Source organism: Brevundimonas fontaquae, from assembly GCF_017086445.1.
Lineage (GTDB): Bacteria > Pseudomonadota > Alphaproteobacteria > Caulobacterales > Caulobacteraceae > Brevundimonas > Brevundimonas fontaquae.
Genome location: NZ_CP070968.1, coordinates 3,146,028 through 3,162,600 on the forward strand (window position 1 = coordinate 3,146,028; position 16,573 = coordinate 3,162,600).

Below are 16,573 nucleotides of genomic sequence, written 5' to 3' on the forward strand. Positions count from 1 at the left end.
GGTTTTACGCTCCCAGACCGGACAGGGCCTCGACCAGCAGCGCCGAGAACAGCGCCATCAGATAGAGGATGGAAAAGGCGAACAGGTCCCGCGCCGGTTTGGCCTGGACCTTGACGTCATACAATGCGGCCTCGCGTCCCACGGCCTCGGCCTTGTCCGGCTCGTCGCCCGCGCGCGAGCGATAAAGGCGCACCGCAAGACCCAGAAAGCCCAGGCCGCCCGCGACCGACACGACCAGATAGATGATCCCGCCCAGGCCCGCGAAGGCCGGGGCGATCGCGACCGGCACGAAGACCAGGGTGTAGAGCAGGATCTGCAACCGCGTGGACTTGGCGCCCTTGGCCACCGGCATCATCGGAATGCCCGCCTTGGCGTAGTCGCCGGCCGAATACAGCGCCAGCGCCCAGCTGTGCGGCGGGGTCCACAGGAAGATGATGAGAAACAGCAGCCACGCCTGCCATGGCGCATGGCCCGTCGCCGCCGCCCAGCCGATCACGGGCGGAAAGGCCCCCGCCGCGCCGCCGATGACGATGTTCTGGGGCGTCCGCCGCTTCAGCAGCAGGGTGTAGAAGCCGGCGTAATAGACAATGGTCATGGCCAGCAGACCGGCCGCCAGCCAGTTGGTGTTCATCCCCAGCAGCATGACCGAGAACAGGCTCAGGATGACGCCGAAGGCCATGGCGTCGTTCTTGCGCACGCGTCCCGCCGCCACCGGCCGGCCGCGCGTGCGCCGCATCAGGGCGTCGGTCTCGCCTTCCAGCGCCATGTTCAGCGCCCCGGCCGCCCCGGCCCCCACGGCGATGCACAGGATGGCGATGGCCGCGACCAGCGGATTGACCGATCCCGGCGCGACGATCAGCCCGGTCGCGGCGGTGAACACCACCAGCGACATCACGCGCGGCTTCAGCAGCTGGAAGAAATCCTCCGGCTGGGCGGTCGAGAGAACGGGTCGGGTCTGAACTTCGGTCATCGGTGAGGGCCGCATAGCATACCCAAATGAAGAAGGCCGCCCCTTCCGACGGAAAGAGCGGCCTTCGATTTCATATCGTTGGAAAGGCTTAGTGCTCTTCTGCCTTGATGACCGGCAGTTCGTTGAACTGGTGGGCCGGGGGCGGCGAGGACAGGGTCCACTCCAGGGTCGTGGCGCCTTCGCCCCACGGGTTGGCGACGCCCGGACGACGACGGATCGCCGCCTCGGCCAGCATGATCAGGAAGACGATCACGCCGACGACGGTGACGGCATAGCCGATCGAGGAGACGTGGTTCCACAGGGTGAAGGCTTCCGGATAGTCGATGTAGCGACGCGGCATGCCCTGCAGACCCAGGAAGTGCTGCGGGAAGAAGACCAGGTTAACGCCCACGAACATGATCCAGAAGTGGGTCGCGCCCAGGAACTCGTTGTACTTCACCCCGAACATCTTCTCGAACCAGTAGTAGAAGCCCGCGAAGATCGCGAAGACGGCGCCCAGCGACAGCACATAGTGGAAGTGCGCCACCACGTAATAGGTGTCGTGCAGGCTGTAATCGATGCCGGCGTTCGACAGGACCACGCCGGTCACGCCTCCGACGGTGAACAGGAAGATGAAGCCGATCGCCCACAGCATGGGCGTCTTGAAGCTGATGGAGCCGCCCCACATGGTGGCGATCCAGCTGAAGATCTTCACGCCCGTCGGCACCGCGATGATCATGGTGGCGGCGATGAAATAGGCGCGCAGATTGATGCTCATGCCGACGGTGTACATGTGGTGCGCCCACACGATGAAGCCGACGAAGCCGATGGCAACCATGGCGTAGGCCATGGCCAGATATCCGAACACCGGCTTGCGGCTGAAGGTCGAGACGATGTGGCTGATGATGCCGAAGCCCGGCAGGATCAGGATGTACACTTCCGGGTGACCGAAGAACCAGAACAGGTGCTGGTACATGATCGGGTCGCCGCCGCCGGCGGGATCGAAGAAGTGGGTGTGGAAGTTGCGGTCCGTCAGCAGCATGGTGATGGCGCCGGCCAGCACGGGCAGCGACAGCAGCAGTAGGAAGGCGGTGATCAGCACCGACCAGGCGAACAGCGGCATCCGGTGAAGCGTCATGCCCGGCGCGCGCATGTTCAGGATGGTGGTGATGAAGTTGATCGCGCCCAGGATCGAGCTGGCGCCCGCGACGTGCAGGGCGAAGATGGCCAGGTCGAAGGCGGGGCCGACGTGGCCCGTGGTCGACAGCGGCGGATAGGCCGTCCAGCCCCCGCCGAAGCCCTTGCCCGGTCCGCCGTCGGTGAACATCGACAGGATCAGCAGGCACCAGGCGGCGACCAGCAGCCAGAACGAGATGTTGTTCATGCGCGGGAAGGCCATGTCCGGCGCGCCGATCATGATCGGCACGAACCAGTTGCCGAAGCCGCCGATCATGGCGGGCATGACCATGAAGAAGATCATGATCAGGGCGTGGGCCGTGACGACGGCGTTATAGCCGTGCTTGGATTGCTCCACGAGACCCAGCAGCTGGATCGAGGAACCCTCCTTGAAGATCTGGATGCCCGGCTCGGCCAGTTCCCAGCGGATTAGCCCCGACAGGGCGCCGCCCACGATGCCCGCCATGATGGCGAACATCAGATACAGGGTGCCGATGTCCTTGTGGTTGGTGGACAGGAACCAGCGGGTGAAGAAGCCCAGCTTGTGGTCGTGATGGTGGTCGTCGTGAGCGTGACCGATGTGGGTCGCGTCGCGGGTTACGGTAGCGTCAGCCATGTGTCTCTGTTCGCCTCTTACTGGGCGGCCGGCGCGGCGGACGCCGCGGCGGGAACGGGTTGGTCGGCGGTGGCGCCGACGGGGGCGGCGACCGGGGTCGCGGCATCGGCGGCGGGCGCAGGCGCGGCTGCGGCCGGAGCGGCGGCGGGCGCGGCGACCTTGGGCGTCATCGAGCCGCCCTTGGAGGCGATCCACTGTTCGAACTGGGCCTGGGTCACGACCCGGATTTCAATCGGCATGAAGGCGTGGTCAACGCCGCACAGTTCGGAGCACTGGCCATAGAAGACGCCGGTGCGCTCGGCCTTGAACCAGGTGGTGTTGATGCGGCCGGGAACGGCGTCGGTCTTCAGGCCGAACGCCGGCAGGGCGACGGCGTGGATGACGTCCGAGGCGGTGATGACCAGCTGCACCGTCTTGCCGACCGGCACGACCATCGGCTCGGTCGCGGCTAAGCGATAGGGCACGCCCTTGGCCTTGGCTTCCTCTTCCGGGAGCATGTTGGAGATGTATTCCGCGACGCCCTGGTCCGGATACTCATAGGCCCAGTTCCACTGGTTGCCGGTCACCTTCACCGTCACGTCCGGCGACGGCATGTCGTGATAGGCGAACAGCAGGCGGAACGAGAACAGGGAGATGAAGACCAGGATCAGCACCGGCAGCACGGTCCAGATGATCTCGATCGTGGTGTTGTGGCTCCAGCGCGCGGGCGTCGGATTGGCCTTCTTGTTGTAGCGGAACACGATCCACGCCAGCAGGCCCAGCACCAACAGGGTGATGGCCGTGATGATCGGCATCAGGATCACGTCGTGGAAGAAGTGCGCATCATGCTTCAGCGGCGACGCCGCCGGTTGCAGCGTGATGCCGCCCGGGGTCGGCTGACCCATCAGGTCCTGCGCCCACGTCGGCGCCGCAGCGAACATCGCCAGTCCGGCGCCCAGAACGATGGAGGACGCGCAAGTCGCGGCCTTCTTCAACGTCCCTTGGGCTCGCTTGCCCATCCCCATATGAGACTTCCCCATAAAACCGTTATGCAGCAGATACTTGCGAATGGCTCGCAAGAGATCACGCTGGCGCGATTCCCACGCCCGGCGTTCTCGGTCACCTATCGGATCGCTTTCGGCTTGCCAAGCGATCAACGGCGCTCAGGCCGCAAAGCCGCCTTCAGCCGGCCTCGATTAAATCGCTGTCATGTTTCGATAGCTACCTTGCGTCACAAGATACCTTGTCGTAGTCAATGGTCATCAACGGGAGAGCCGAGGTGCCAGAAACTATCGAGATACAGCTGAAGAAGGGCGTGTTGGGGCTTTGCGTCCTGGCCCTTCTGAACCGGGCGGACAGCTACGCCTACGAGATCGCCAGCCGCCTGTCGGACGCGATCGATATGGGGGAAGGCACGATCTACCCCCTGATGCGCCGCATGCAGTCCGAAGGACAGGTCGAGACCTATCTGGTCGAATCCTCCGCCGGGCCGTCACGCAAATACTACCGACTGACCGAAGCGGGCCGGGGGGCCCTCGCCGCCCAGACTGCCGAATGGTCCGCCTTCACCAAGGCCGTCGACGCCATCGTGGCGAACGACGCCGATCAGGGAGCCGCTCAATGACGCGCGCCGAATTCATCGATCGTCTGAAGGAAGGCCTCGTCGGCCTGCCGACCACGACCGCCAACGACATCATCGCCGACTATCAGACCCACTTCGACGACGGCATCGCCGCCGGCCGCACCGAGGCCGAGGTCGCCTCCGCGCTGGGCGATCCGGTCCGCCTGGCTCGCGAACTGAAGGCCGAGGCCGGCATCCAGCGCTGGCACCAGGAGAAGAACCCCTCCGCCGCCGCCGGCGCCGTCTTCGCGGTCCTGGGCCTGGGGGCGCTGGATATCCTGATCCTCCTGCCCCTGCTGATGGGCGTGATCGGGACCGTGTTCGGCTTCTTCATCGCCGCCATCGGCCTGTTCATCGGCGGCGGCGTGATCATGGTCGCAGGTCCCTTCGCCGGCTTCCCCGGCGGGCCGTTCGCGGCGATCCTGATGGGGCTGGGCCTGATGGCCGGATCGGTCTTCCTCGGCGCCCTTCTGACCATCTTCACCATCTGGCTGGTCAACGGCGTCGTCTGGTTCGCCCGCCTTCACTACCGCCTGCTGAAGCCGGCGCTTGAGCCGACCAGCGTTCAATCCACCTCGACCTCGGGAGCTTCGACATGATCCGCACCCTGTTCATCATCGCCGGCGCCGCCCTGGTGCTGTGCCTGGTCACCGTCGGCGGCGCGCTGGCGATCGGCGGCCACGACCTCCAGCGCCACGGCTGGACCTGGACCATCAAGGACCACGACGGCGAGACCATCCGCTTCGAACGGGTCAAGGGCGGCGGGACCGACGATCTCGGCCCCCTCACCACCCGCACCCTCGCCTGGACCGGAGGCGAGACCCTGACCGTCGATTCCAGCATCGACGTCGACTATGTCCAGGGCGACGCCAACACCGTCGTCATCACCGGGCCCAAGGATCTGACCGACCGGGTCCGCCTGGTCGACGGCCGCCTCGATCTGGGCGACGGCGACGAGCGGGTCGTGTTCGGTTGGGACAACGACGGCTTCTCCGCCCGCTCCGAGCGCGACGAACTGAAGGTCGTCATCACCGCGCCGAAGGTTAACCGCTTCAACGCCAAGGGCTCGGGCGACCTGCAGATCACCGGCTATGACCAGCCGTCCCTGGCGCTCGACATCGCCGGACCGGCCGAAGTCACCGCCTCGGGTCGCACCGACGAGTTGAAGCTGGACATCGCCGGCTCCGGCGACGCGTCCCTCGGCGACCTGGCGACCCGCGACGCCTGGGTGGATATCGCCGGCTCCGGCGACGCCCGCATCGCCCCGACCGGCGACGTCAAGGTCGCCATCGCCGGCTCCGGCGACGTGGCCCTGGCCACCCGCCCCGCGAACCTGAGCAGCACCGTCTCCGGCTCCGGCGACGTCTATCAGGACTGACGGTCGCGCCGATCACCAACGGGAAAGGGGCTGGATCGGCCAGCCCCTTTTTCTATGCGCCCGCCGTGGAAACGTGGAGCGGCGCCTTCACCCCTCGGGCCCTACGCGCTAAGTCAGCCGCATGACTTTCGCTCCCCTCCCCGACGCCGGCGCCAACTGGGTCGATCGGCATGCGCCGGAGGGGCTGAAGCCGTGGTTGAAGCTGGGGCGGTTCGATCGGCCCATAGGCATCTGGCTGCTGCTGCTGCCTGGCTGGCAGGGGATCGCCCTGGCCCTGGCGCAATATCGGCAGGCGCCCGGTCTCTATGATCTGTGGCTGTTCGTCGGTTTCGGCATCGGCGCCTGTCTGATGCGGGCGGCCGGGTGCGCCTTCAACGACATCGTCGATCGAGATTTCGACGCCCAGGTCGCCCGCACGGCCCAGCGCCCCATTCCGTCCGGCAGGATTAGCTTCAAACAGGCCTGGGCCTTCGTGGTGGGATGCAGCCTCATCAGCCTTTTGGTCCTGCTCACCCTGCCGACCGTCGCTATCCTGCTGGGCGTCGGGTCGCTGGCCCTGGTCGCGGCCTATCCGTTCATGAAGCGGATCACCTGGTGGCCCCAGGCCTGGCTGGGCCTGACGTTCAACTGGGGCGCCCTGATGGGGTTCGCCGCCGCCCTGCCGCTGGCGACGGCCGCCCTGCTGCTGCCCGCCGATCTGGCCGGCGAGTTCCGGCCCTTCCTGTGGTCCCCAGTCAGCGACAGCGGCCATACGATCGCCCTGGCCTGGCAGGGCTATCTTCCCGCCGTCCTGCTGTGGATCGGCGGGGTCTTCTGGACCCTGGGCTACGACACCATTTATGCGCTTCAGGACATCGAGGACGACGCCATGATCGGGGTGAAGTCCTCGGCCCGCCGCCTGGCCTCGGCCGTGCGGCCCGGCGTGGCGGTCTTCTATGGCCTGACCGTGATCCTGGCCGCCCTGACCGGCTTCGCCGCGGGACTTGGGCCGCTGTTCGGGCTCTGTCTGGTGATCTACGCCGTTCATCTGGCGTGTCAGGTCATCCGGCTGGACCGCAACGACGGCGCCCTGGCGCTGAAACTGTTCAAGTCCAATCGCGAGGCCGGTCTGATCCTGCTGGCCGCTATCGCTCTTGGCTCAATCTCCCTGTGATCCCCCCGATGATGGAGTTTCCCATGTCGCGCACCGCCCGCATCCTGCTGTTGTCCGCCGCTGTCGCCGCCACGCTTTCCGCGTCTCTGGCCGCCTGCCAGCGCAAGGAAGACAAGGCCCAGGCGCCGGCCGCGCCGGCCCCGGCCGCTGCGCCGGCCATGTCGAACACCCCCGTCGGCTATGACAGCAAGACCCCCTATGCCGCCGTCAAACTGACCCTGCCCCAGGCGATCAAGACCACGCCTGCCCTGCACGCCGCCCTCTACGCCGACACGGTGCGCGACCTGAAACAGTTCGAGGAAGGCGCCCAGGCCGATCTCAGCGAGGCCGGCGGCGGCCCGAACCCTTATGAAAAGACCATCGCCTTCGCGCCGGGTGCCGAGACCGGCAAACTGGTCAGCCTGGCCCGCACCGATTTCGAGTTCACCGGCGGCGCCCATCCCAACACCAGTTTCGATGCCGTGATCTGGGACAAGACGACCAACAAGCGGCTGGGCTTCGCCGACCTGTTCCGGCCGGGCGCGGACCTGTCGGCTCTGGACAAGGCCCTGTGCGCCGCCGCCAACGCCGCCAAACAGGCCCGCTCTCCAGGGTCGGAAACCGCGACCCTGGACGGCAAGATGTGGACCTGCCCCAAGGCCGTCTCCACCCCCTTCGTCCTGACGCCGGGCACGACGCCGGGCAAGGCGGGCGGCGTGACCTTCCTGATGGGACCCTATCAGATCGGCCCCTATTCGGACGGCCCCTACTGGATCGCCCTGCCGCAATCGGCCTTCCGCGCCCTGCTCAACCCCGCCTACGCCGACCAGTTCGACGGCGCACCGGCCAAGGCCGGCGACGTGACGCCGAAGAATGGCTGACGGCAACTCCCCCCCCGCGCGCGAGGAGGATGCCACTCACTTCGCCAGAAACGCATCCACCAGCTCGGCGAACCGCGCCGGCTGATCGGCCATGATGAAGTGCCGCGAGCCATCGACGCGGATCAGGGTCGCGCCGGGCAAGGTCGCATACTCCCGCATCCACATGGCGTCCGCCACCGCCGCCGGCGCCCCGCCGTCCGCATCGGCGGCGTAGAGGGCCGTCACCGGGGTCGTCATCGCGGCCAGGCCGGGTCGCGCGTCGGTGGTCATCACATCCTTGATCGCCGCCGCCATCGCGTGTCGGTCGCCCGCCATGGACCACGCCACGATGTCCGCCTGGGTCGCCGGATCGCGTGAATAGCCCGCTGCGGTCTGCGTCTGGCCGTTGCGGAAGGCGTCCTGCGGGGTGTTCAGAATGCCGCTCGCCGCCTGATCGGCGAAGGGGCGCGCGGTCTCGGCCGTGACCTGCGGCCCGAACAGGGCGGAAAAGAAGGGCAGGCTGTCGACACTCATCAATCGTCCCACGGCATCGGGATGCGCCTGCGCCAGCCTGAGCCCGACAAGTGCGCCCATGGAATGGCCGATGACTGCCGGTCGGTTCAGGCCCTCGCGGCGGATGTAGCGATCCAGCTCATCCACCACAGGCTGCAAGAAGGGGACGTCCCCATGCGACCACGGCTCGCCGGCGAAACCGGCCAACTGCACCAGATGAACCCGGTGCGTCGCCTTCAGCCGATCGGCCGTCGCCCGCCAGACCTCCCGCGAACAGCCGAAGCCGGGAATCAGGATGACGTCGGGGCCATGGCCCACCACCTCGACCGACAGCCGGTCGGAGACGAAGGGCGCGGCGGAGGAAGCCACAGGTGGCGCGGCTTGGGCTCGGACCTGATCGCTGGCCACGGCGCAGGCGATCACAACGCCCAGGATGACGGCAAGGCGCGACGGGGCGAAGACGCCCCGGCAAGGGCGAATGACGTTCGACATCACAGTCTCCAATTGTAAGGTTATTCTGACTTTTCGGTCAGCCCGCGTGCGGGTTTTCAAAGATCTCTTCGACCGGCCGCGCGAACACGGCGGCGATCCGGTAGGCTAAATCCAGCGAGGGGTCGTGCCGCTCCGTCTCCAGGGCGATCACCGCCTGACGCGAGACCCCCAGCGCCTGACCCATCTGTTCCTGGGTCCAGCCGCGCTCGACGCGTAGCAGCTTCAGACGGTTCTTCATCGGCTGCTCCGGATGAAGGGCGAAACGACGCCGTACAGCCCCCAAAAGACCGGAACGATCAGCCAGGTCTGCATATGCGGCGCCCCGGCGAAACTCTCGCCAAAGCCCCAGAAGGTGGCGACGGCCAACGCCAGTCCGGCCGCGATGATGAACTGTTTGGCCGTCACGCCGCGCACGAACTCGTCGCTCTCGCGCATCAGCGCCAGGGTCGCCCAGATCTGCCCGATTACCGGCGCCGACACTGCCGCCGCCAGGACCCAGGCCGCCGGCTTGCCCATCAGATCGTCGAACGCGTCGGTCGTCATCATCGCGACGCAGATCGCGACGTAAGGCACGGAGAACGCCATCGTGCGAATGATGTAGCGTCGATGCGCAGGCGTTCCGGTCTTCCAGGCGGTGAACATATTGGCTCTCCTTGTGTAAGGACAACCTGACACCGACGGAATGTCATGTCAACCTGACGTTTTGTCAGGCGCGCCCAACATTTCTCCGTTGCTTTTCCAGACGCGCGTCAAGGGCTAGACTCGCCCCATGTCCGCCGCCCCGCGCATCGCCCCCTCGGCCCTGTTCACGCCTCAGGAATGGGCGCCGTTTCAGATGCGCTCGGCCTGGGCCGGCCCGCTGCTTGTGGCTCACTGCTGGGCCGTGATCGCGCTGGCCGTGATCGCGGGCGTCCTGATCCCATGGCTGATCCCGCTGTGCGTCATGGTCGTCGGTACGCGTCAGTTGGGCCTAGCCATTCTGATGCACGAAGCGGCGCATGGCGGCCTGTCGAAGTCGAACCGCCTGAACGATTTTCTCGGCCACTGGCTATGCGCCGTGCCGATCGGCGCCAGCCTGAAGGCCTATCGCCCCTATCATCTGACGCATCATCGCTTCGCCCAGCAGACGGAGGATCCCGATCTGATGCTGTCGGCGCCCGTTCCCGTCAGCCCGGCCTCGCTGCGCCGCAAGCTGATCCGCGACCTGACGGGTCAGACCTTCTTCAAGCAGCGGGTGCTGCTGCCGCAGGCGCGAGCGAAAGCGCGCGCAAGCAGCCCAAGAGGCGATAGCGCGAAAGGAATGAGCGAGAGCGCCCATGATTACGAGTCGATCGTGACGGGCCGATCCGTCCTGCCCTTCCTCGCCTTCAACGCGGTCCTGCTGGCGGGCTTCATCGCCGCCGGCGTCTGGTGGGCCTTTTTCGTGTTGTGGCTGCTGCCGATGGCGACATGGTTTCCGATGGTGACGCGTCTTAGAAACATCGCCGAACACGCCTGCGTCGAGGGTTCGTCGGCCGATCCCTTTCGTGCAGCTCGTACTACCAAGGCCAGCCTGTGGGAACGCGCCTTGATCGCCCCCTACTGGGTCAACTTCCACGCCGAGCACCACCTGTTCATGCACGTGCCCTGTTGGAAGCTGCCGCGCCTGCACCGCGCCATTCATGCGAAGCCGCAAGCTGGGGCGATGGAGGTCGCACCCGGCTATGCCAGCGTGTTGAAGGCTGTTACGCGCCAGCCGGAATGACCGTCCTCGATCCCGCCGCCTTCATCCGCGACAACACGCGGCTCCAGCCCGTGCCGCATGCGCCGGAAATCTCTTTGTGGCTGGCCGACGAGATCACGCCGATCTGGCGGCTGACGGAAGAAGAGCTGGGCGAACTGGGCGTGCCGCCGCCGTTCTGGGCCTTCGCCTGGGCTGGGGGTCAGGCGCTGAGCCGGTATCTGCTCGATCATCCGCATGAGGTCGCCGGACAGCGGGTGCTGGACTTTGCCGCCGGTTCGGGCCTGGTCGGCGTGGCGGCGATGAAGGCGGGGGCGACCCATGTCCTGTGCGCCGACATCGATCCCTTCTGCCAGGCCGCCGTCGCCGCCAATGCGACGTCGAACGGCGTGACGCTGGACTTCACCCAGACCAATCTGCTGGACGCCGCCCCGCCGGATGTGGACGTCATCTGCGCGGGCGACATCTGCTACGAGCGCCCGATGACCGACGCCGTTCTGGCCTGGCTGACCCAGGCCCGCACCAAGGGCACGCGTGTCCTGATCGGCGATCCGGGACGCACCTATTTCCCGCGCACGGGCCTGGATTTTCTGGCCGAGTACCGCGTCCCGACCTCGCGCGAGCTGGAGGACCAGGAAATCAAACGGTCCTCCGTCTGGGCGATGCCTTAAGCTGCAGCCTGACCTTCGTGGCGGCCTTCGGCGAACTCCTCGATCATCTTGGCGTTGAAGGCGGGAATGTCGTCGGGGCAGCGGCTGGTCACCAGGCCCTGATCCACCACCACCGCCTCGTTGACCACATTGGCCCCGGCGTTCTTCAGGTCGGTGCGGATGCTTTCGAACGACGTCATCGTGCGCCCCTCGACCACGCCTGCCTCGATCAGCAGCCAGGGCGCGTGACAGATGGCGGCGACCGGCTTGCCCGCGTCGAAGAAGGCCCGAACGAACTTCACCGCGTCCTCGTCCGCCCGCAGCAGGTCCGGGTTGGCGACGCCGCCCGGCAGCAGCAGGGCGGAATAGGTCGAGGCGTCGACCGCCGCCACCGCCTTGTCCGCCGTAACCTTGTCGCCCGGCGTCAGATGGTCGAAGCCCTGGAACTCGCCGGCCTTCAGCGACACGATCTCGACCACCGCGCCCGCACCCTTCAGCGCCTTCATCGGTTCATTCAGTTCGATCAGCTCGACGCCATCGGTCGCCAGGATGGCGACGGTCTTGCCGGAAAGGGATTGGGCCATGAGGAATGCTCCGTTGATCAAAGGGGTTCGGCGCGATGAACCCACGGCGTCTCAAAGGGTTGCGGCTCCGCTTGGCGGCGATGGCGCGCGTCCCCACATCGTGTCCATGCGATCGCTCCTGACCCTGACCGCCCTGTTGGCCGCTGCCGCCACGCCGGCCTTGGCTCAGACCTATCCGCAGGCCGGCCGTCCCTACGGCGCCTATCCGGGGGGCGTCCCCGCCGCCATCGCCGACCAGCACCGCTATGAGAACGACCGTCTGCGTTCTCAGGCGCAGTCGAATGCGGACCAGGCGCGTCAGCAGCAGATCGAGACCCAGCTTCGCCTGCGCGCCATCGCAGGTGCACGCGAACCGACCGTCGCCCAGCCCTTGCCGCCCCGCCCGCTCTACAGCCCCGAGCAGGAGCGGACCCTGCGCCAGTCCGCCGCCGAACGCCGCCAGCAGACAGCCCAGGGCATGAGCCAGATCGACAACTGGCTGGCCCGTTCGCGATGAAGCGTTCAAACTGACGCATCCCTTCCCTTGCACCCGCGTTCCTGCCTAGCTTAACCAGGATTGGGCGGAGGATAGGGCATGCGCTGGCAAGGTGGACGGACAGGCGGCGGCGTCGAGGATCGACGGGGTCTCGGCGGCGGAGCCATCGCCGGCGGAGGTCTGGGCGTCGGCGTTCTGGCCATTATCGGCTATCTGGTGTTCGGTATCGACCCCTCGACCACGACTCAACTGGCCAGCCAGTTCGGCGGCGTCGGCGCCGAGCAACAGCAGGGTCAAGTCGGCACGCCCGAGGATCAGGCCGGTCGCTTCGTCGATGTCATCGGCGCCAATATCAACGATGTCTGGGCGCAGAAGCTGAACGGCTATCAACCGCCGAAGGTCGTGATCTACGAACAGGGCACATCGACCGGCTGCGGCTTCGGCCAGTCGGCTATGGGCCCCTTCTACTGCCCCAACGATAAGACCGTCTATCTGGACCTCGGCTTCTGGCAGGAGATGGAGAACAAGCTCGGGGCCTCGGGCGCCGACTTCGCCCGCGCCTATGTCATCGCCCACGAGTTCGGCCATCACGTCCAGACCCTGACCGGCACATCGGATCAGGTCCGCCGGGCCCAGCAGCGCGCCTCCGGTCAGGCCGAAGCCAATCAGTATTCGGTGGCGCTAGAGCTTCAGGCCGACTGCTACGCCGGCGTCTGGGCCCGGAACGCCTCGGCCGTTTCGAACGGTCAGGTCGCCTTGGATGCTGGCGAGTTCGAGGAGGGCATGAAGACCGCCCAGGCCATCGGCGACGACACCTTGCAACGGCGCAGCGGCGGCCGCGTCTCGCCCGAAAGCTTCACCCACGGATCCTCTGCCCAGCGCGTCGAATGGCTGCAGCGCGGCTACCAGTCGGGCGATCCGGCCGCCTGCGACACCTTCAGCGGCGCCTGATCGCCGCGAGCCTTCAGAACGATTGATTGACTGACGATGCATGACCGCGCCGGCACGACCGCACGCCCCGAAGACCTGATCGACCTCGACGCCCTGCTGGGCGCCTATGACACGACCCGGCCCGACATGGGCGATCCGCAGCAGCGGGTTGTGTTCGGCACCTCGGGCCACCGCGGCTCCAGCCTGGACGGCGCCTTCAACCAGGCCCACATCCTCGCCATCGCCCAGGCGATCGCCGAATACCGCGCGGCCCAGGGCGTCGACGGCCCGCTTTTTCTCGGTCGCGACACCCACGGCCTGTCCGAGCCCGCCTTCCGCACCACACTGGAAGTCCTGATCGCCAATGGGGTCGAGGTGCTGATCGACGCCCGCGACGGCTTCACCCCCACGCCGGCCGTGTCGCACGCCATCCTGACCCACAACCGCACGAATAGCCGGCAGGCGGACGGCGTCCTGATCACCCCGTCGCACAATCCTCCCCGCGACGGCGGCATCAAATACAATCCCCCCTCCGGCGGCCCGGCCGGGGGCGAGGCCACGTCCGCCATCGCCGCCCGAGCCAATCAGCTGATCGAAGGCGGCCTGACCGAGGTCCGTCGCGTCCCCTTCGCCCAGGCGCATGCGGCGGCGGGCCGGTTCGACTACCTGTCCGCCTATATCGACGACCTGCCCAACGTGCTGGAGCTAGACGCCATCCGCAACGCCGGCGTCCGTATCGGCGCCGATCCGCTGGGCGGCGCGGCCGTGGCCTATTGGGGCGAGATCGCTGAGCGCCACCGACTGGACCTGACGGTCGTCAACGACGCCGTCGATCCGCGTTGGGCCTTCATGCCGCTGGACGCCGACGGCAAGATCCGCATGGACTGCTCATCGCCCAGCGCGATGGCCGGTCTGATCGGCATGATGAAGGGCGGCTCGGCCTATGACGTCGCCTTCGGCAACGATGCCGACGCGGATCGCCACGGCATCGTCACCCCCGACGCGGGCCTGATGAACCCCAACCATTTCCTGGCCGCCGCCATCGCCTATCTGTTCGCCAACCGCCCCGGCTGGGGCGCGGACGTGGCGGTGGGCAAGACCCTGGTCTCATCATCCATGATCGACCGCGTCGTCGCCGGCCTGGGTCGCCGCCTGCTGGAAGTCCCCGTCGGCTTCAAACACTTCGTGCCCGGCCTGCGGGACGGCACGGTCGGCTTCGGCGGCGAGGAATCGGCCGGGGCTTCCTTCCTGCGCCACGACGGCACGGTCTGGACGACCGATAAGGACGGCATCCTGCTGTGCCTGCTGGCCGCCGAGATCCACGCCCGCACGTGTCAGAGCGCCAGCCAACTCTACGCCGGCCTGACCGACCAGTACGGCGCCCCCGCCTACGCCCGCGTCGACTCCCCGGCCAATCGGTCGGAAAAAGCCCGTCTTTCCGCGCTCAGCCCCTCGGACGTGACCGCAACCGCCTTGGCCGGCCAGCCGATCACCGACATCCTGACGAACGCCCCCGGCAACGGCGAGGCCATCGGCGGGTTGAAGGTCGTCACCGCCGACGCCTGGTTTGCCGCCCGTCCCTCGGGCACCGAGGACGTCTACAAGATTTACGCCGAGTCCTTCCTCGGCCCCGACCACCTCGCTCAGGTTCAGGACGAGGCCAGGGCCGTGGTGGCGACCGCGCTGGCGGGCTAGATCAAGCCTTCCATCCACGCCCTCAGCGGATTGGCGGGATCGGACAGCAGTTTGATCACCATGCCGACGCAGATCGTCACCAGAAGCGGCCGGATCAGCTTCGGCCCGAACCGCATGGCGGCGTGCGATCCCAGCCATCCACCCAGCACCTGGCCGACGGCCATGGTCAGGCCGACAGCCCACAGCACATGGCCGCCGATGGCGAACACGGCGACGGAAACCAGATTGCTGGCAAAGTTCAGCGCCTTGGTATGGGCTGTGGCGCGCGTCAGCCCCATCCCCATCAGCGTCACCAGAGCCAGGGCGAAGAACGACCCCGCACCAGGGCCGAAGAAGCCGTCATAAAACCCGATCCCACCCGCAACGGCGCCGAAGGTGAAGGGCGTCAGGCGCGCCCGGACATCCTCGTCGCTCGCCTTCGGTCCAACCAGAAAATAGACGGCGATCCCAACCAGCAGCAGCGGCAACAGGACCATCAACCAGGTCGTGTCCACGAAACTGACCACCACCGCGCCCAAGGCCGCGCCGACGACCGTGGCGATCAGCGGCCATTTCAGCAGGGCGAAGTCGATCCGCCCCTTGCGCCAGAAGTTCCAGGTGGCGGACGCCGTGCCGAAACTGCTCTGAATCTTGTTGGTGGCGATGGCCGCTACCGGATTGACCCCGACCGCCAAAAGCGCGGGCACCGTGATCAGACCGCCGCCTCCGGCGATGGCGTCCACGAACCCGGCGGTCACGGCCGCAGCAAACAACAGCAAGAGGATTTCCGGGGCGAACTCGATCATGGCGCGGACCTAGGCCGTTGTTCCGCGCCGATCCAGCCTCAATCCCTGATCAGGCGCCGACCGTGATCTCCATCGGCCGTTCGACGAAAAGGCCGGGGCCGCCCAGGTCCAGCGCAAGCCGGCGGTTCTCGAACGCGGCCATGCCGACCAGGGCCTTGGGGAAGCCCGGCACGGCGACGTCGTCATAGATGGCGACCGTCGCCTGACGATACAGTTCGTCGCCGATCGTCAGGGTGCGCACGACGACGGTCTCGGCGCTCACCGTGCCGCCCAGGACGATGCTCTGGCCCGGCGTGCGTTCGCGGCCGTCCAACAGGCCGGCGGCCTCGGCCGTCTCGCGCGTGACGGCCAGCACGGCCGAGGCGCCGGTGTCGATCACCGCATTGACCGTCGCCCCTTCCAGGGTGATGCCGGCCTGCAGCGCCTTGCCGGCCCGTGTCACCGGCACGGGTTTTAGCGACGACGGCGGCGTCCAGCCCTCGCGCGGCAGGAACCGGACCCGATGCTCGGCCGTGTCCAGCTCCAGCACCAGTTCGCGCAGCACGTCCTGTCCCAGGATCAGCGCCGCACCCAATCCCTGATCGCTGGCCAGCGGCCCCAGGCCAAGGATCGCCGCCCGCAATCCGCTCAGCCGCAAGCCGCCGATCGCCACCTCCAGCGTCGTCCCCCGTCCCACCTGGGCGTCGCCGCCGACGCCGTACGCCACCATCGGGATATTGAAGACATTGGTCAGCCCCAGCCGCTCGACCAGCGACCGGTCGATGACCGAATACTGCGCGCCGGAATCGATCAGGGCCCGCACCGGCTGTCCGTTTACGGTCACCTCGACCGTCGGGGTCGGCGCGCGCGGTTCGGCATAGGGCAGCCAGCCGCTGGAGCCGTTCGCCGCGAAGGCGACCGTCGGCCCGCGCCAGACCACATGGTCGCGCAGCCACCAAGCCCCGCCTGCGCCGCCGGCGACCAGCCCCAGCCGGATCAGAAGATCACGTCGTCTCATGGTCACTGACATGGACCGTCG

At 67.2% G+C, this 16,573-nt stretch carries 19 protein-coding genes; 10 read left to right on the top strand and 9 right to left on the bottom strand.

The genetic code is table 11. From position 1 onward, the window contains the following. Window positions 1–4: 4 nt before the first annotated feature. From cyoE to coxB, 3 genes are all read right to left on the bottom strand, one after another. Window positions 5–970 (bottom strand): heme o synthase, encoded by a 966-nt coding sequence (cyoE, locus tag JX001_RS15345; protein WP_055806296.1) that lies wholly within the window; start codon window positions 968–970, stop codon window positions 5–7. Window positions 971–1,058: 88 nt separating this feature from the next. Beyond that, entirely contained in the window at window positions 1,059–2,741 is a 1,683-nt protein-coding gene (gene ctaD / locus JX001_RS15350) for a cytochrome c oxidase subunit I (protein ID WP_205681672.1), read from the bottom strand. Between the two features lie 17 nt (window positions 2,742–2,758). Then, window positions 2,759–3,745, bottom strand: a complete 987-nt coding sequence (gene coxB / locus JX001_RS15355; protein WP_434082621.1) for a cytochrome c oxidase subunit II — start codon at window positions 3,743–3,745, stop codon at window positions 2,759–2,761. A gap of 254 nt (window positions 3,746–3,999) precedes the next feature. Here coxB and JX001_RS15360 point away from each other — a divergent pair, with 254 nt between their 5' ends. The 5 genes from JX001_RS15360 (at window position 4,000) to JX001_RS15380 (ending at window position 7,732) form a co-directional block, all read left to right on the top strand. After that, window positions 4,000–4,344, top strand: a complete 345-nt coding sequence (locus tag JX001_RS15360; RefSeq protein ID WP_039244893.1) for a PadR family transcriptional regulator — start codon at window positions 4,000–4,002, stop codon at window positions 4,342–4,344. Continuing rightward, window positions 4,341–4,940, top strand: coding sequence for a DUF1700 domain-containing protein (locus JX001_RS15365; protein ID WP_205681673.1), 600 nt, complete (start codon window positions 4,341–4,343; stop codon window positions 4,938–4,940). The genes JX001_RS15360 and JX001_RS15365 overlap by 4 nt, the downstream gene beginning before the upstream one ends. After that, on the top strand, window positions 4,937–5,719 hold the full coding sequence (locus tag JX001_RS15370) for a GIN domain-containing protein (RefSeq protein WP_205681674.1): 783 nt from the start codon (window positions 4,937–4,939) through the stop codon (window positions 5,717–5,719). The genes JX001_RS15365 and JX001_RS15370 overlap by 4 nt, the downstream gene beginning before the upstream one ends. A 121-nt stretch (window positions 5,720–5,840) precedes the next feature. Beyond that, window positions 5,841–6,872: a UbiA family prenyltransferase gene (locus tag JX001_RS15375; RefSeq protein ID WP_205681675.1), complete on the top strand. Its 1,032-nt coding sequence runs from the start codon at window positions 5,841–5,843 to the stop codon at window positions 6,870–6,872. Between the two features lie 23 nt (window positions 6,873–6,895). Next, entirely contained in the window at window positions 6,896–7,732 is an 837-nt protein-coding gene (locus JX001_RS15380) for a DUF3298 and DUF4163 domain-containing protein (protein ID WP_205681676.1), read from the top strand. 36 nt (window positions 7,733–7,768) lie between these two features. Here the strand turns inward: JX001_RS15380 and JX001_RS15385 are convergent, their stop codons facing one another. From JX001_RS15385 to JX001_RS15395, 3 genes are read right to left on the bottom strand one after another with little or no spacing between them, the layout of a single operon-like run. After that, window positions 7,769–8,716: an alpha/beta fold hydrolase gene (locus tag JX001_RS15385; protein ID WP_205681677.1), complete on the bottom strand. Its 948-nt coding sequence runs from the start codon at window positions 8,714–8,716 to the stop codon at window positions 7,769–7,771. A gap of 37 nt (window positions 8,717–8,753) precedes the next feature. Beyond that, a complete protein-coding gene (locus JX001_RS15390; protein ID WP_066626879.1) occupies window positions 8,754–8,954 on the bottom strand; it encodes a helix-turn-helix transcriptional regulator in 201 nt (66 codons plus the stop codon). After that, on the bottom strand, window positions 8,951–9,358 hold the full coding sequence (locus tag JX001_RS15395; protein WP_241004681.1) for a hypothetical protein: 408 nt from the start codon (window positions 9,356–9,358) through the stop codon (window positions 8,951–8,953). The genes JX001_RS15390 and JX001_RS15395 overlap by 4 nt, the downstream gene beginning before the upstream one ends. A 127-nt stretch (window positions 9,359–9,485) precedes the next feature. Here JX001_RS15395 and JX001_RS15400 point away from each other — a divergent pair, with 127 nt between their 5' ends. Then, window positions 9,486–10,460, top strand: coding sequence for a fatty acid desaturase family protein (locus tag JX001_RS15400; protein ID WP_205681678.1), 975 nt, complete (start codon window positions 9,486–9,488; stop codon window positions 10,458–10,460). Next, window positions 10,457–11,107 (top strand): class I SAM-dependent methyltransferase, encoded by a 651-nt coding sequence (locus JX001_RS15405; RefSeq protein WP_205681679.1) that lies wholly within the window; start codon window positions 10,457–10,459, stop codon window positions 11,105–11,107. The genes JX001_RS15400 and JX001_RS15405 overlap by 4 nt, the downstream gene beginning before the upstream one ends. Here the strand turns inward: JX001_RS15405 and JX001_RS15410 are convergent. Further along, window positions 11,104–11,670: a type 1 glutamine amidotransferase domain-containing protein gene (locus tag JX001_RS15410; protein WP_205681680.1), complete on the bottom strand. Its 567-nt coding sequence runs from the start codon at window positions 11,668–11,670 to the stop codon at window positions 11,104–11,106. The genes JX001_RS15405 and JX001_RS15410 overlap by 4 nt on opposite strands. Window positions 11,671–11,776: 106 nt before the next feature. Here JX001_RS15410 and JX001_RS15415 point away from each other — a divergent pair, with 106 nt between their 5' ends. The 3 genes from JX001_RS15415 to pgm all read left to right on the top strand — a co-directional run bounded on the left by JX001_RS15415 (window position 11,777) and on the right by pgm (window position 14,770). Continuing rightward, window positions 11,777–12,166: a hypothetical protein gene (locus tag JX001_RS15415; protein ID WP_205681681.1), complete on the top strand. Its 390-nt coding sequence runs from the start codon at window positions 11,777–11,779 to the stop codon at window positions 12,164–12,166. 78 nt (window positions 12,167–12,244) lie between these two features. Next, on the top strand, window positions 12,245–13,096 hold the full coding sequence (gene ypfJ, locus JX001_RS15420; RefSeq protein ID WP_205681682.1) for a KPN_02809 family neutral zinc metallopeptidase: 852 nt from the start codon (window positions 12,245–12,247) through the stop codon (window positions 13,094–13,096). A 36-nt stretch (window positions 13,097–13,132) separates the two neighbouring features. Next, the gene (gene pgm, locus JX001_RS15425; protein ID WP_205681683.1) at window positions 13,133–14,770 is read left to right on the top strand and encodes a phosphoglucomutase (alpha-D-glucose-1,6-bisphosphate-dependent); all 1,638 of its coding nucleotides are present in this window, start codon (window positions 13,133–13,135) and stop codon (window positions 14,768–14,770) included. Here pgm and JX001_RS15430 read toward each other — a convergent pair. Both JX001_RS15430 and JX001_RS15435 read right to left on the bottom strand, forming a co-directional pair. Beyond that, a complete protein-coding gene (locus JX001_RS15430; RefSeq protein WP_205681684.1) occupies window positions 14,767–15,555 on the bottom strand; it encodes a TSUP family transporter in 789 nt (262 codons plus the stop codon). The genes pgm and JX001_RS15430 overlap by 4 nt on opposite strands. Before the next feature lie 49 nt (window positions 15,556–15,604). After that, entirely contained in the window at window positions 15,605–16,552 is a 948-nt protein-coding gene (locus tag JX001_RS15435; protein ID WP_205681685.1) for an aspartyl protease family protein, read from the bottom strand. Between the last annotated feature and the right edge of the window lie 21 nt (window positions 16,553–16,573).